This is a genomic window from Bacillus sp. 05T21, assembly GCF_056396785.1.
Genome location: NZ_JBFTMD010000006.1, coordinates 101,403 through 117,243 on the forward strand (window position 1 = coordinate 101,403; position 15,841 = coordinate 117,243).

Sequence of the window (15,841 nt, forward strand, 5' to 3'; positions counted from 1 at the left end):
TTAAACCACTGTCATGCATAATAAACACTTCATCTCAAAAACTGCTAATTTTTAATGATTGTACGGCATTCCGCAAGAACAACGATGCGAACCGAATAATAAGTTATAGGAAGCAGGAAATTCTTGATTTACACGTTGTACTTCTCGTGCAAATTCTTCTTCGTCTTTTGGTACTCGAATGAGCGCATCTGCTTTTTCTTGTGTATCTATATTGGCTCCAGGCGGCACAAACCTGTTCGTCGCAACACGCACACCGTTTGTTACTACTGCATTATATGAAATAAACGTTCCTTCTCCAATAATCGCATTATACACAATTGATTTAAAACCGACGAACACCTTATTCCCTATATAACAAGGACCGTGAATGAGAGCGCCATGCGCAACACTTACTTTTTTTCCAATATAGATGGAATACTTTTTATCATCAACAGAAACAAATTTATTCAATAAACCATGTAAGATAACTCCGTCTTGCAGATTTGTGTTTGAACTAATATAGAATGGAGTTCCTTCATCCGCACGAACGCTTACATTAGGAGCTACATATACATTATCTTTAATTCTCACATCTCCTATTACACTAGAAAACGGACTTATAAAAGCTGTTTTATCAATTTAGGGATAACGTTTAACCCGATTAAATGAGGTGATGGGATTGGGGCTGATGAAGGGAGCAAACGAATGATTATGGCTCCTACAATTTCTTTTCGTCAAGAAAACATCTCCTTTAAAATCATATATACAGTATTTTATGTACGCCCTGCTATTTTGGAGACAAGTAGTTAAAAGTATTGAGAAAGGATTCTCTTATATTGAGCTTCTGAGGCAAGATGAATTACAAGATGTGATTAAGCGAATTGAGAATAAACAGCAGTATTCTTATGATCCGAATGGGATTGAATAAATGCTTCCATATACCTATTTTTACTGAGCTCTATTAATAAGCGCTCTTTTATTTGGTACATAGTTGACATTTATATTAAAAACCGATTCTACTAAGAATCGGTTTTTCTTCTTTATAACAAATATGCTTATTTTTAAAAAATATTTTTGCTCCAAGATGACATTTCTTGTAGAATCAAGCAGATTCCTTCCTTGTTGTACAAGCGTATTTCCATGAGAGACATCTACTTCAATATTTCTAGTTGAGCAAGTCCTTCTATAAGTTTTTGGTGTTTTTCCTTTTAGTCATTATGTATGTTGTTAAAATGAAAATTTTACTTTACTACCTCAAATTTATTGTACTCGTAAAAAGATAATTGAAAACGATATTCCGGATGCTCTCTCACCCAATCGTAGGCTTCTTCTAAAATATCCATTTTATTTTGCACGTCATTAAGTTCACTACATTCGTTCCTTTTCTGTTTACATAGAGGACAGAACCCACCCACTATCTCGGCATTCATCGCACGAATCGTTTTACTTTCTAAGTCAACTACTAGACGAAGAATAAGAGAATGCTCCGCTTTTGTAGTCACCATCATTTCAGCAATTCCATCCTCATTCCAAAAGATACCATTTAATTCCATCTGTACGGTGACATCTTTGATTTCCAAGTCTATCACTATCACACCTCCCTTGTATAAGACTCTTACCTTACTCTTCGATTTTAATCTTTAATACACCACGAGTTAAAGATATATTAAGCTTTTTCCAATTCTTCTTCTTTGCTATGAAAGGAAGTGTAATTAGTGAAAATAGTGTGGTAAATATTATCAAAAAAACTAAAATGGTTAAAATGTTAAAGATTGCTTCCATTAAACTACACTCTTTTCTATGTATATCCGTACTAAAAACAACAAAATATTCCATTAACAATACAGGACAAGCCGTGAATTTTCCAACTAAACTTCAGCAACTTAATCCTAAAGTCTAGTTATACATATGAATAAAATAAATTTTATTACTAACTTTCTTCTACTACTTTCTCCATCTCAGCCAAATACCTAAGCTGCCGCTCCGCTTTTCTCACCGCAGTAGGAAAGTGTTTTTTCAGAAGTTCTACTGCTGATTCACTTATATAATATCTTTCCGTTATACTTTCCCACGTGTCACTACTTTCAAATGCACTCCATACAAAAGGACGCTCTGTATTTTTTCTCAGTTCTTTAAACACCCATTTCCGCATCCTTTTTTTCGCTTTTTCTGTTAGTTTTCCGTTCTTTACAAGTTCAAGCTCACCATGTCTCTTGTATCGCTTGTTAATATCTCTCTCGCCATATACTTTCAGAAAGATATTTGCTGTATTCTCAGCATCTGCTAAAGCCCGGTGCTGCTTCCCTTCCCATCTTAAGCCGAGCTGATCCACTGCAAATTGTAAACTTGGTGTATGCTCAAATAATTCTTCATACGCCTGAAAAACAAATTTTTGCACATCAAATCTGCTCTCTTTTTCCATACATGGGCATTCTACACCGTATAATGTACAATCTTGAGATAGAAAACGGTAATCTTCTTTTCCCCATGAAACAAATATTGAATCTTCTCCGATGAACTGAATAAATTTCTCTATAATTTGAGGGAAATTCCCTACACCTATTAAATCTTTCTTTGTAATTCCAGTTAATTTTGTTGTATGACGAGTTAATGGGGCACTTGGTTTTACTAACTCTGAAAATTCTCCAATAACCTTCATTGTACTCACATCTATTTTTACAGCTCCAATATCAACTATTTCTGACGGATCTTCTGATTTATACGGCCTAAAATTCCTTTCAATATCAAACACAATGAAGTGTGTAGCGTTTTTCAATTTATTTACCTCTTTCTAAATTCCTTTTCACACACATACTTTATTTTCAGTATTTATTTATTAATGCACTTTATGCATGAAAAACTTCACATAAAAATCAAAAATTCAGTCTTATTATTACATGTACATAGGAGGATATTCAATAAAAACGCAAAAAAAAAAGAAGGGCAAGCCCTTCTTTTTTCATAATTACTTCTTGTTTACGTTTGTAGCTTGAGGTCCACGGTTACCTTGTTCTACTTCGAAAGTAACTTCTTGACCTTCTTCTAAAGATTTGAAGCCGTCGCCTTGGATAGCTGAGAAATGAACGAATACGTCTTCTCCGCCTTCAACCTCGATGAAACCGAAACCTTTTTCTGCGTTAAACCATTTTACTTTACCGTTTTGCATTTAAAAAATCCTCCTACAATGTACCTATATGTACATATTCATTTTCAACCACTTTACAATAATACATCATATATTAAAAAACTGCAACCCCAGAGGAGATTTAACATTGCTATCCTCCTCGGAAGTTACAGCTCATTTAAATCTCTATATTATTAAAAGTAAAATGGTTTAAAGTAACTATATCATACCAATATAATAAAAGTAAAGTTTTTTTAAAGTTATACAGCTTTTTTTTTCCACTGCATCGCTTTTAATTCACCTGATCCAGCTACAACATAGCCTTCTTTTTCATTAACAATGCGCCAACCATGCCCTTTAACCGAATCACATACTGTAACAATTCCTTCTTCAAGAAGCACACGGCAAACAGTGCTAATTCCCGCCTTATTTTGCGTTGACGTTGTATATAATACATGTTGATCCACACTTAAATCTAAATAACTACTCGCTTTTTGTTCACTTTGACATGTATGCCAACCTATTTTATCACTTTCGATACTCTCATCTATTCTGCAAAAAGAAATATTTCCGCTAATTCCCTTGCACGATCCACTTGCCGCTACTAAATAGGAATTATGTATAGTCAACGCAGAAATCATCTGATTCATCGCTATTTTAATCCTTTTTAATTTACGTGTCTCTAAATCAAAAAGCCAAACACCACCATATTTAGTATGTATTTTCGTACCGATAAATAAGTAATGTTTATATAAAAATAATGATCGAATAGATGGTGCCTCACTACCGTAATTAAGAAATGGCTGAATAGTCTCCCATGTGGAACCAAAATTATTAGAATGATACAGTGTTTTATCTCCATGAGCAATTACTGTTCCATTCTCATTACTACATACATTCCAGCTCGTTGCTTTCGTTGGAAAGCGCTGGATCGTCCACGTTTCTCCACCATTCATACTACGAACAAAAACTCCTTCGTCCCCTACTCCGTAAACTACGTTACCTTCACTATGTAAATCTCGAATTCGTTTTTGGAAACCAGTTAAAGCCTGTTTCCATTCTCCATCTTTTTCAATGAATAAACCATTATATGTAGTAGCTAACAAAAGCTTTCCATCTCTTAACTTTGTAATAGCAGTTGCACTTAACATTGTTTCCACGTTGACACTCCCGTTCCTAGAACTTCTCGGCAAAAGCAATTGCAAAATCACTGCATTTTTCAACGTCTTCTTTATCTTCTGGAGCTAATTCAATTTTCAATCCTTCTTGTACAAGTTCTGCCCCGCATTTTACAAGACGTTCTTCAAATATCGTTACCGCTTCACAAAACAGCTCATACGCCGTATCACCTGATCCAAAAACAGCCACTTTTTTACCCGTTAAATCTATATTTTCTAACTCATCATGGAAATCTTCCGCTTCAAATGGTAATTCACCATCACCCCACGTATAAGATCCTAAAATGATTCCATCATAAGCTAATAATTCTTCAGCATCCATACCTTCCATCTCTTGCAATACTACTTCGTGATCAAAGGCATCTAAACTTACTTTAATTAAGTCAGCAATACTCTCTGTATTCCCTGACATACTTGCATACGCTATTAAAATTTTCGCCACTTTGGCATCCCCCTCTTACAATAATTGATTCTCATTCTCATTATATTAATAATGAGAATCAATTTCAATTATTATTTTCATTCAATTTATATCCTTTTCATTTATGTTAAAAGAAATGGTACATCTGACTATTCCCTTTTCATTTTGAGTATTAACATTCATATTCATCTATTGCCAAATCTAGTTTCTCAACTTATTGTATATACATCCTTTCACATTTAATATGTTGCATATATAATGCGAAAGGCCATTTACACATTTCATTATTTTTAGGTAACAAACAATTTCGATCTTACAAAAAGAGGAGTCTTTCTAATGAAAAAATTTTTTATTAGACTTTTAAAAATATCATCCCTTTTGACAGCACTATTATTAACAGTGGGTGCCATTATTCTATTTGGCACTTCATACGGCCATAATTTACGTGTCATCGCAGCGGAAAGTATTTTAACGTCTCAACATCCGCAATACGCAAAAATTACATTACTGTCTGATAACGAGTTAAATGATATTTCTCAATCCATTACAAATCCAAAATGGAAAAATAGCGATTTTGCCAATACTAAACTTTCAAAACAAGAATTAGAGCGAAAGAAAAATGCACCATTAAACGTTTCGATTGAAACGATAAAGAAAAAATACAATGATCATTTTTTTGAAGGTAAATTAATGACTATTAGTAATCCATTAAATGTAAAGCTCGTTACACAACAAGGTTCAGAAGGGAAAGACGTTGGAGAAAAAATATATGTCATGGCAAAACGAAACCATGCACTTGCTGCTGTAAATGCTAGTGGGTTCTGGGATGAAACGGGGCATGGTGGTGGTAAAACAGGCATCGGTATTGTTATTGAAAACGGGAAAGTTATCAACACACCGCAAGACATTAATACCCCTACTCTCGTCAGTGGACTTACAAAATACGGACAAATGGTTTCAGGAGAGTTTTCTGCTAATCAACTGTTAAATAAGAATGTCATTTCCGCTGCTGGCTTTATGCCTCAACTAATTGTAAATGGCGAAAAAATGATTACAAATGATGGCGGATGGGGCTATGGTCCCCGAAGTATTATGGCTCAGAAAAAAGATGGATCAATTATGTTTTTCATCATTGATGGAAGACAACCTCATAGTATCGGAGCTTCTTTAAGAGACTGCCAAGATATTCTTTATGAAAAAGGGGCCATAAATGCAATGGCAATGGACGGGGGCTCGTCAGCAACATTGTACGCAATGGGAGACATTTTAAACATCCCTTCAACCTTATCTCATAAATCACGCTATTTACCAAACGCCTGGGTTGTTACCTCGAACCCTAAGCAACAAGTTCATGTAACGATAGATGGCAGCCCAGCAGGCTCTCAAAAGATTTCCGAAATGACAGGATCTACTGCTGTAGCAATAAATAAATAAAAAAGAACAGATGACTATACAATCATCTGTTCTTTTTTATTACTTTTTAAAAATACCAAATGGTTTTCCAACTGGTAATACAACTTTTCCGAAGTGTGTATTTAACACGGCTGCTGCTGAACCATAGAAAGATAATAATGAAATACATAGTTCAGAATACGCTGCTAAATTATGCATTGCGTGCGGCATAACACCTAAAGTACTTAATGAAAGACCGATAAATAAGAAATCAATAAGGACGAAAATCATAAATAATACTTTATGTGTTTCCATTGCACCAATTGTCATAAAGATCGTGAAAATCAAGTATCCGATAAAGGCTACACCAAGCTGTTTTGAATCTGCAGTTTGGGCTAATTTTTCGCCAAATACTCCGAGTTGAATTAACCAAGTCATTCCAACACCTAACCAAAATAGGCCGTACGCACCAAATGCTGTTGTACCGAACGTATTGTTATGCTTTGCATCGTGAATGCATGCAAAGATTTGTGCAAATCCTCCTAAAAAGATTGCCCATGGTAATACAAGTGAAACGCCATCTGTTAAGCCTAACTTTTGAGATGATGCTACAAGTGTTACCATCGCTAATCCAAATAGACCAATTCCAGATGGATCTGCTGTTGTCATTTTCACATGATGTGTAGTAGTTTGATTGCTCATATAAACCTCCTGATTATARACATACTCGAATACAATACTTAAATCAGAAGGCTATGTCAATGGTTTTTTTTGTATGTTGTCAGACCTTATATTCCATAATAATCAAATACACATTTGGCCACATCATAAGGTTTTACATTTAAATTTGGCAACTCATTTACCGGCATCCATAAAGGAATATAACTCCCTCTATCTTTCAGCTCGAACTCCTCGCCTTTACCACTTCCGAAAACTCCACCTATAATATGGGCATTATAATAATACTCCGTACCTTTATACTCCACCTTTGCAATCAGATTCTTCACTTGTATATGTATCCCTAATTCTTCATAGACCTCTCGCTTCGTTGCTTCTTCAGGTGTTTCTCCTTCTTCAATTCCCCCACCTGGAAAAACAAAATACATTTCACCTTCTCGAACACGTTTTATAAGAGCGATTTTACCACCTTGTATAATTATAGCTGCACCGCGATTTCTTCTCACTTTATTACCTCAACACCAATCGCAACTGTTCCCCATTCTTTTTCTTGTTCTTTCGTATATATTCCGTATGTACTTTCTAACATTTCTTTTATACTAAGTTCTTCACAATCAAATAATTTTTTATCAATTTGTTCGTACATTGCTTTAAAGCTTTCGTATCGTTTTATCTCCGTTACTTTTACAGCCATCGTTTCTGCTGTCGTAAGGTTCGTAAATACAATTTCATCGTCTTGTTTTATAAGTTGACGTTTTTTATCGTATAAGCGTACTTCATATACTTTTTTTCCTAATTGAATCGACTGAAAAGGTTTATTATATAATCCCATTTCGTATCTCATACATTTCACTCCCTTTTATTCATCTTGCCTACTAACATTTTTGCACATTACTATTTCATACAACATAGTTCGCCTTACTTCACCTTGCATATAATGTTCCATATCCATTACTTTCTTTAGAGAGGATGCTAAAATTGGTATGTTATATTTAAATCAAAAACCTGAATATAATAAATATGATATCGGTGATTATACTTACAGTAAAGTAGGCCCTATTATTTTTTCTTGGAATGATGAAACAAAATTAAAAATAGGTAAGTTTTGTTCATTAGGAGAAGAAGTCGTTTTCGTACTTGGCGGTGAACATCGTGCTGATTGGATAACAACTTATCCATTTAATGTCCTCTTCGAAGAAGGAGCACACATTACTGGTCATCCTTCTTCAAAAGGTGATATCGTAGTCGGCAATGATGTATGGATTGGTTATCAATCCTGCATTTTATCTGGTGTTACAATTGGTAACGGGGCCATTATCGGGGCCAAGAGTGTTGTTACAAAAGACGTACCTCCATATGCAATCGTCGCTGGTAATCCTGCCAAACTAGTTCGATATCGTTTCCCGCAAGAAATCATTGAAAAACTAGAGAATCTTGCATGGTGGGACTGGGACATTTCCGTTATAAAAGGAGCTATTCCATTTCTACTCTCCAACAAAGTCAACGAATTTTTCACTTCTCCCGAAGAAGAAGCTACTTGATCTAAACAAAAAGAGCATCCTATTCTTTCAGGATGCTCTTTTTGTGTTTATTTTTTATTTATTCGCAACTGATTACACGGGGAACAGTGAAATGGAATTTTGTCTAAACAATTAAAGTTTGTTTCACAAATTTGTTCTATCGTTGGAACAAATGGAATGACAACTATGTTACTATCTATTATTTGTGTAACAGGTGGCAATACTGTGCCTACTTGATGTTCGAAGCGAATACTCGCTTGATTAATATAATTTCCTGAACCGCTTGGTGCACTCTGAACTGTTACTTGGAACGAAACTGTCCGTGCTTCACCTGGATTTAAACTTCCTATAAGAAACCCTAATACTGGGCTTACATTTGGCACTGGCGTATTATCAACAGTTACACTTCCAGGAACAAATCGAAAACTACTATCTAACATATCTTGAAAACGAATATTTTGTATCGCTGTATCCCCCGTATTCGTAATAACTGTCGTAAACGTAATAACATCGCCTATCGTTGCTGATTGAAGATCTGCCGTTTTTACGACTGTTGTTGAAACATTTTGAGGAATAAACGGGATAACAACTGTATTACTATCGCCTTCAACTACTACTGGCGGCTCATTAGGATTTACAGTTGCAAGCCCATTCGCTGTAGCTGTATTTGTAACTAAATTATTTATTTGCCCTCCTGTTATTACAACTTGGAAATTAATAATCGCTGCATCATTTGGCTGAAAATTACCTAAAGGGATACCAGTATTCGGATTGGCAAATGGAAAAGGTACATCATTTACTGTTACCGTGCCATTTATAAATAACGTATTTGGGTCAATGATGTCTGTTAAAATAAGATTCGTCACAGGAACTGTACTATCATTTATAACAGCAATTCCGTAAGTGACAACATCTCCTACCATTGCTACTTCAAAATCCGCTCCTTTTGCAACAAATAAAATTGCAGTATTTACCGTTACAATAACTGTATTACTTGTGTCCATCACTGTAACTGGTGGCTCTCCTGGTACTAAAATATACTCTGCTAATGCCCCAGCAACGTTCACTACCGTACCACCATCAGGAAAACTTGTAATCGTAGCTTCATATGTTACAATCACCGTTTCACCGACTGGGATATCTGGTATCGTAAATCCAATCTGTGGATTTAACCCCGGCTGTGGTATTCCATTTATCGTTACACTATTTGGGACAAAATCAGCTTCCTGAGATAACACGTCTATAAATTGAACATTCATCGCATCAGCCGTACCAGTATTTAATATACGAACAGTATACGTTACCGTTTCTCCTACTCCAACAATTGGATGATCTACTTCTTTTAGCATATCTAAACTGCCTCTATTTACTGGAGTTACTGTCGTATTACTCGAACTCGTAATTGTAAACGGTGGTTCTCCTGGAATAAGTTCAAAACTACCCGTTACACTCGCCGAATTCATAATGCTATTAGAAGGCGGGATTGAGATTACAGTTACTTCAAACGTTATGAGTACACTATCTCCTACTGGGAGATCCGGTAATGAAAAGCCTACAAAAGGATCTAAACCTACTTGCGGAATCCCATTTATCTGTACACTCCCTGGAACGAATTCTAAACTAGGTGATGGAACGTCAATAAATTGCACATTTGTCGCTGTTACCGTTCCTGTATTTGTAACTTGCACACTATACGTTAACGTATCTCCTAATCGTGTCGCCTGTTTGTTGACAGTTTTTATAACATTGAATCGCCCTCTATTTACCCTTGTTATTGTCGTATTACTCGGCTCTGTTACTACAACTGGTGGTTCTCCTGGTACTAAAGTAAAACTTCCTGTTATATTTGCAACATTCGTTATCGTTCCTGAAGATGGAATATTTGTCACTGTCGCTTGGAACGTCACTATAGTCGTATTGCCAACAAGTATATCGCCAATTCCAAACCCAGTAATCGGATTTAAACCAGGTTGCGGAGTTCCATTTACCGTTACACTATTTGGGACAAATGACGCTCCTGCTGAAATCGTATCAATAAACTGAACATTGTTAGCTGTTACTGTTCCCGTATTCGTTATTTGCACTGTATACGTTAATACATCGCCAACGAGAGTCGCAGCCCTGTTCACCTGTTTTATAACATTAAATCGTCCTCTATTTACAGTTGTGAGTGTTGTATTGCTTGGTTGGTTTACTATAACTGGTGGTTCTCCTGGTACTAATATAAAGCTTCCAGTCACATTTGCCGTATTGGCAATCGTTCCGTTTGATGGCACACTGACGACGGTTACTTGGAAAGTTACTTCTACACTTTCACCTGGATTTATATCTGGAAGCGGGAATCCATTATTAGGATTGAATCCAGGTTGTAACACACCGTCTATCGTTACACTGTTCGGTATGAATGTTATAGAGGAAGGTAATACATCACTATATTGAACATTCGTCGCTGTCACTGTTCCCGTATTTTGAACTACTGTTGTATATGTGATTGTATCTCCTACTGCAACAACCGGCTGACTTACTGATTTTAAAACATTCAAACCAGATTCATTTATTTTCGTTAATGTCGTGTTACTTGTCGTTGTTTCAGTAATAGGCGGCTCTGTTCCACTTACAGCAAATGTAGCCGTAACATCCACAAAGTTAACTACTGTTCCACCTTGAGGTATGCTCGTTACCATCTCTTGGTATGTGACAAGTACAAAATCACCTACAGGTATATCTGGAACTGTAAAGCCTATGAACGGATCTAATCCAGGCTCTGGTATTCCGTTTATACTCACACTTCCTGGAACAAATGCTACACCACTCGTACTAGAATCAAGAAATTGAACATTTGTTGCCGGCACTGTTCCAAAGTTAAAAATTAATACATCGTAAGTTAATATTTCTCCAACCGTTGCTGCCTCTTTATCTACTAGTTTTAATGGAAAAATAGACGCTATATTAATCGTCGTAACGACTAAATTTGTTAATATCGTTTGCGTAATCGGTGGTTCCTGCGGATTTGGTTGTGAAGTAAATGTAACGTCAGCATCGTTTAATATGACTTCATTATCTGGAATCTCTGTAATCGTCACTTGGAATGTTACCGTAATACTTCCACCAGCATTTAATGACGGAGTAACTGTAAATCCTATTTCAGGATTTACACCAAGTTGCTGTATTCCACCTATCGTTACACTATTTGCGACAAATGTTGATCCTTCTGGAATGACATCTTGGAAGAGTACATCTGTAACAGGTATAATTCCTACATTCGTTATTAGAACGGTATACGTTAATACATCTCCAACAGCTCCAGCAGCAACATTTACAGTTTTTGTTGCTGTTACTTCACCAGGAGGAGGTAACGGTATTGTAACTACTGTCGTATTACTTGAATTTGTCGTTGTTACAGGCGGTTGTAAAGGATTTAATAAAAAAGTGGCTGTAGCAGATGCTGTGTTTAGTACTGCTCCACGTGTAGACGGTGCAACTACCGTAACTTGGAACGTTACTGTCAATGATGTTCCAGCTGCGATATTAGGGAGCGGGAAACCAGCATTTGGGTCAAAGCCAGGTTGAGGCGTTCCATTTATCGTTACACTATTTGCGACAAATGTTGTTTCTGTTGCAATCGGATCAATGAAAGAAACATTCGTCGCTAGTACTGTGCCATTATTTCGAATGACAACAGAATACGTGTAAGTCTCTCCAAGTGCTGCTTGTTGTACAGATGAAGATTTTTGTATATTTAACTGTGCCGTATTTACCTGTGTCACTACAAAATTACTATTCGTAACAGTCGTTATAGGAGGTCCTGCCGGATTTATAAGGAAGCTTGCAGTAACGTTCGATTGATTTCTTATATTCCCTCCACTTGGAACACTCGTCACTGTAACTTGAAACGTAATTGTAGCGGTTTGCCCGACTGGAATATTTGGTACTGGAAAACCTGTCATAGGATTCGCGCCTTGCTGAACAACTCCATTTATCGTTACACTATTCGCTACAAATGTAGCTCCAGTTGGGATTGGATCTTGAAAAATGATATTTGTTGCAGGAACAGTTCCTGTATTTTGAATAAGAATCGTATACGTTAACGTATCTCCTATACCTGCTTGTGGTGTATTTACACTCTTCATTACATTAAGTGATCCTACATTCACTCGCGTCACAACAATATTACTAATCGTTACAATTGTAATTGGTGGCTGGAGAGGACTTACTTGGAAATCAGCAGTGACATTCGCATTATTCGGAAGAACTCTATTTGATGGTACACTTGTAATTAACACTTGGAAAGTAACTGTTACCATCGTACCTACCGGAATATTAGCAAGCGGAAATCCAGTTGTCGGATCTAAACCAGGTTGAGATATCCCGTTGATTGTTACACTATTCGCAACAAACGTTGTTCCAGATGGAATCGGATCAAGGAATGATACATTTGTCGCTGCTACTGTTCCACTATTTTGTATACGAACTGTATACGTTAACGTATCTCCTACACCGGCTTCACTAGCACTTACGCTCTTCATTACATTTAGCCCTGAAGAATTCACAACTGTCATAACAGTATTACTTGGTACTGTTACAGTAATTGGTGGCTCTGTTGGATTTACAAGGAAATCTCCAGTTACATTCGCATTATTTACGACATTATTTCCTTGGGGAATTTCATCAATTAATACTTCAAACGAAACAATTACACTTGCGCCAGTAGGCAAATTATTTAGTGGGAATCCAAGTTCTGGATCTGCTCCTTCTTGTAAAACACCATTAACTAATACACTGTTTTCAATAAATAATGTCCCTTGCGGAATTGAATCTTGGAAAAATACATTTGTCGCTGGTACACTACCTGCATTTATGATTTCGATTGTATATACTAAAACATCCCCTACCGTTGCAACATCCGTATTGACTGCTTTCACAACTTCAAAATTCCCCGATTGTACAGTTGTGTTAACAATGTTACTAGGAACATTAATTGTTACTGGTGGTTCACTCGGATTCACTTGAAAACTTGCTGTTACATTTGCTTGATTTAAAATATCTTCATTTTCTGGATCCTGTACAATTAATACGTCAAATGTGACTACAACTGTCTGAGCCGCAGGAATATTTGGAAGAGAAAATCCTGGATTCGGATCCAATCCACTTTGCGGTACTCCATTAATTGTTACAGAATTTGCAACAAATGAAACAGCAGAAGGAATAGGGTCTTGGAAAAATACATTTGTTAGCGGAACGTTTCCTGTATTTTGAACGGAAATCGTATACGTTAAAGTATCCCCTACTGCTGCTTGCGTTGTATTCACTTCTTTTATTACATTTAAACCACCTGTATTAACTTGTGTTACAACGGTATTCGTTTGCCTATTAATCGTTACTGGCGGTTGATTCGGAATAACGACGAAATTAGCAGATACATTACCGCGATTCGCAATCGTGCCTCCTGATGGGGTAGATGTAACTCGTACTTGAAAAGTCACCGTTCTACTTCCACCTGGAGATATATTCGCTACCGTAAAACCAGTCGCTGGATTTGCCCCAGGTTGCGAAACTCCATCAACAGTTACACTATTTGGTATAAAAGTCGTTCCAATTGGGATTGGATCTTGAAAAATAACGTTCGTCGCCAGTACATTTCCTGTATTTTCAATTGTAACGGTATACGTAAGAACGTCGTTAACCGTCGCAAAAGCTTTATCCACTGTTTTTCTCGTTCTTATATCAGCTATATTTATTGTAGTAAATACTGTATTACTTGTCGCTTGGCCTGAAACTGGTTGTTGACCAGGAACCGGAATAAAGTTAAACGTTGCACTTGCACGGTTCGGAATTGGATTTACAAGAGGATTAGATGTCACTCGAACTTGAAAGCGTACTACAGTCGTTTGCGAAGCATTAATACTTCCAAGATTAATACTACTTGCGGGATTCGCTCCTGGTCGAGCTACTCCATTTACCGTAACACTATTTGTTACAAACATTGTTCCAGCAGGTATACTATCGACAAAAATAACATTATTTGCAGCGACATTCCCATTGTTCGTGACATTCACTGTGTACGTTAATATGTCATTAAGTGTTGCCGTCTGTAGATCTACAGATTTTTGCAAACTTAGATTTGCACGGTTTACCGTCGTCTGTACTGTATTTGAAGAAGCTGTACTTGTGATAGGAGGACTTCCGACGAAAGGACGGAATTGGTACGACACCATTGCATGGTTTGAAATAGGATTTGGGTTCGGAAACGATGTTATTCGAACTTGAAATGTAACAATTCTTTGCGTGTTATTTGGGATTGTACCTAAATTTATCCCACTCGCGGGATTCGCACTCGGTTGTGTTACTCCACCTACTGTTACACTACCAGCTATAAATGTTGTTCCGTTCGGAATACTATCTTGTAATACAACGTTTTCTGCACTTCCTGTTCCTGTATTCAGAACGGTAATCGTATAGGTGAGAATATCTCCTATTCCTGCAACTGTTTTATCAACTGATTTAACAGGATTTATAATCGGCCCCGTCGCATCAATTTGAACACCAAAACCAGCTGCCGCATAACCATCACCATTTGTAACGAAACGAACAGTTGCTGAAGTTTGATTATTAACTAATGACGATGAAGCATCTACGTTTGTAATATCCCACCCTTGTCTTCGAACGGCCAAAGCTATCCCTAACGGCTGATTCAAATCTCCAAACGTCCCGGTTGTATCTAATTCCCCAATATCATTACAAATTTGAGACTGAAAGAAATTATTTGCGGGATTTCTCGGTCCGAATAATGCAACTGTAGCGTTTGCATTCGGACCAAAGCGAAGTTGATCTCCAGAAATGTTAGAATCTCCTTCTTGAACAGTTACGAGCACTCTTCCTGTAACAGCTCCTGTAGCTGGAGTAGCAAACCCTGAAATAGTAGCATCAACTGGCGGGGATGAAGCATCGATAATTTCTTGGCCTGCATATACTGACAAATTCCGAAGTGGTAAACTTGCATTTTGATAAACAACCTCAAGTGTCCAACCAGCAGAACGACTGATTGTTGGATCAGCTGAAGTTCTTGCAGCTGGCACGGCACCTGTTGTATATGCGCCTGCCCCACCTGCACTTACAAGATTCGTTACATTAGCAGAGCGAGCATAATAAAACTGCTTTCCTACTGAACCTTGCTGCGCGGTAGCGGGATCTGGCGTAACAGCAAACGTCCCTGATGGTGTTGTAAATGTAATATCATCATTTAAAAACGGTAAAACATCTTCCGTATCAGTCCGGTAAGTACCAGCCCAAACTAATTCCGCATATAACACACTACTCCCCGCCGGAAGATTTAAAATTGCACTTGAAGAATTCAATTGCCATTCATCCGTTGTTCCTGCTGGGAATCCTGGTACTTGTAGCGCTGTATTTACCGTTGTAAATACAGCAAGTGTACCAAAAATATTACCTGGCGCAGGCGATGTAGGGCTAAGCCCTAACGTATTCCCAGTGAACGTGACTGCACCAGGTACTGTCGTTGTAAAGCGATTCATAAAAGGCACATAATCAT

At 37.1% G+C, this 15,841-nt stretch carries 11 protein-coding genes and 2 pseudogenes; 3 read left to right on the forward strand and 10 right to left on the reverse strand.

The genetic code is table 11. The annotated features are described in order from the left end of the window. Positions 1-51: 51 nt before the first annotated feature. Positions 52-717: pseudogene (locus AC1DKZ_RS14205) on the reverse strand (LbetaH domain-containing protein). A gap of 73 nt (positions 718-790) precedes the next feature. On the opposite strand from AC1DKZ_RS14205, the pseudogene AC1DKZ_RS14210 reads away from it, so the two are divergent. Then, positions 791-907 (forward strand): annotated as a pseudogene (locus AC1DKZ_RS14210) (DUF3900 domain-containing protein); the annotation flags it as partial. Positions 908-1,220: 313 nt separating this feature from the next. Here AC1DKZ_RS14210 and AC1DKZ_RS14215 read toward each other — a convergent pair. The 5 genes from AC1DKZ_RS14215 to AC1DKZ_RS14235 form a co-directional block, all read right to left on the reverse strand. Next, complete coding sequence (locus AC1DKZ_RS14215) at positions 1,221-1,568, reverse strand: hypothetical protein (protein WP_215573659.1); 348 nt, start codon at positions 1,566-1,568, stop codon at positions 1,221-1,223. Positions 1,569-1,909: 341 nt separating this feature from the next. Further along, positions 1,910-2,755 (reverse strand): exonuclease, encoded by an 846-nt coding sequence (locus tag AC1DKZ_RS14220; protein WP_476996491.1) that lies wholly within the window; start codon positions 2,753-2,755, stop codon positions 1,910-1,912. A 189-nt stretch (positions 2,756-2,944) separates the two neighbouring features. Further along, a complete protein-coding gene (gene cspB, locus AC1DKZ_RS14225; protein ID WP_001179147.1) occupies positions 2,945-3,145 on the reverse strand; it encodes a cold shock-like protein CspB in 201 nt (66 codons plus the stop codon). A gap of 218 nt (positions 3,146-3,363) precedes the next feature. Then, on the reverse strand, positions 3,364-4,263 hold the full coding sequence (locus AC1DKZ_RS14230; protein WP_476996492.1) for a WD40/YVTN/BNR-like repeat-containing protein: 900 nt from the start codon (positions 4,261-4,263) through the stop codon (positions 3,364-3,366). 16 nt (positions 4,264-4,279) lie between these two features. Beyond that, positions 4,280-4,723, reverse strand: coding sequence for a flavodoxin (locus tag AC1DKZ_RS14235; protein ID WP_001062757.1), 444 nt, complete (start codon positions 4,721-4,723; stop codon positions 4,280-4,282). 315 nt (positions 4,724-5,038) lie between these two features. On the opposite strand from AC1DKZ_RS14235, the gene AC1DKZ_RS14240 reads away from it, so the two are divergent. Continuing rightward, positions 5,039-6,136: a phosphodiester glycosidase family protein gene (locus AC1DKZ_RS14240; RefSeq protein ID WP_476996493.1), complete on the forward strand. Its 1,098-nt coding sequence runs from the start codon at positions 5,039-5,041 to the stop codon at positions 6,134-6,136. 39 nt (positions 6,137-6,175) lie between these two features. Here AC1DKZ_RS14240 and AC1DKZ_RS14245 read toward each other — a convergent pair whose 3' ends face one another. From AC1DKZ_RS14245 to AC1DKZ_RS14255, 3 genes are all read right to left on the reverse strand, one after another. Continuing rightward, positions 6,176-6,796 (reverse strand): acetate uptake transporter, encoded by a 621-nt coding sequence (locus AC1DKZ_RS14245; RefSeq protein WP_000070943.1) that lies wholly within the window; start codon positions 6,794-6,796, stop codon positions 6,176-6,178. Positions 6,797-6,882: 86 nt separating this feature from the next. Then, positions 6,883-7,278 (reverse strand): NUDIX hydrolase, encoded by a 396-nt coding sequence (locus AC1DKZ_RS14250; RefSeq protein WP_016092047.1) that lies wholly within the window; start codon positions 7,276-7,278, stop codon positions 6,883-6,885. Then, entirely contained in the window at positions 7,275-7,616 is a 342-nt protein-coding gene (locus AC1DKZ_RS14255) for an ASCH domain-containing protein (RefSeq protein ID WP_002128458.1), read from the reverse strand. Before AC1DKZ_RS14255 ends, AC1DKZ_RS14250 begins: the two co-directional genes overlap by 4 nt. Positions 7,617-7,755: 139 nt before the next feature. Here AC1DKZ_RS14255 and AC1DKZ_RS14260 point away from each other — a divergent pair, with 139 nt between their 5' ends. Then, entirely contained in the window at positions 7,756-8,313 is a 558-nt protein-coding gene (locus AC1DKZ_RS14260; protein ID WP_002128459.1) for a CatB-related O-acetyltransferase, read from the forward strand. Positions 8,314-8,360: 47 nt separating this feature from the next. Here AC1DKZ_RS14260 and AC1DKZ_RS14265 read toward each other — a convergent pair whose 3' ends face one another. Further along, positions 8,361-15,833 carry a DUF7507 domain-containing protein gene (locus AC1DKZ_RS14265; RefSeq protein ID WP_476996494.1) on the reverse strand — a complete coding sequence of 2,491 codons (7,473 nt, stop codon included), beginning with the start codon at positions 15,831-15,833 and terminating at the stop codon, positions 8,361-8,363. Between the last annotated feature and the right edge of the window lie 8 nt (positions 15,834-15,841).

Coding starts and splice junctions, on each gene's coding strand:
- cspB (WP_001179147.1), bottom strand. CDS start 3,145: ATGCAAAACGGTAAAGTAAAATGGTTTAACGCAGAAAAAGGTTTCGGT.
- AC1DKZ_RS14240 (WP_476996493.1), top strand. CDS start 5,039: ATGAAAAAATTTTTTATTAGACTTTTAAAAATATCATCCCTTTTGACA.
- AC1DKZ_RS14245 (WP_000070943.1), bottom strand. CDS start 6,796: ATGAGCAATCAAACTACTACACATCATGTGAAAATGACAACAGCAGAT.
- AC1DKZ_RS14255 (WP_002128458.1), bottom strand. CDS start 7,616: ATGAGATACGAAATGGGATTATATAATAAACCTTTTCAGTCGATTCAA.
- AC1DKZ_RS14260 (WP_002128459.1), top strand. CDS start 7,756: ATGTTATATTTAAATCAAAAACCTGAATATAATAAATATGATATCGGT.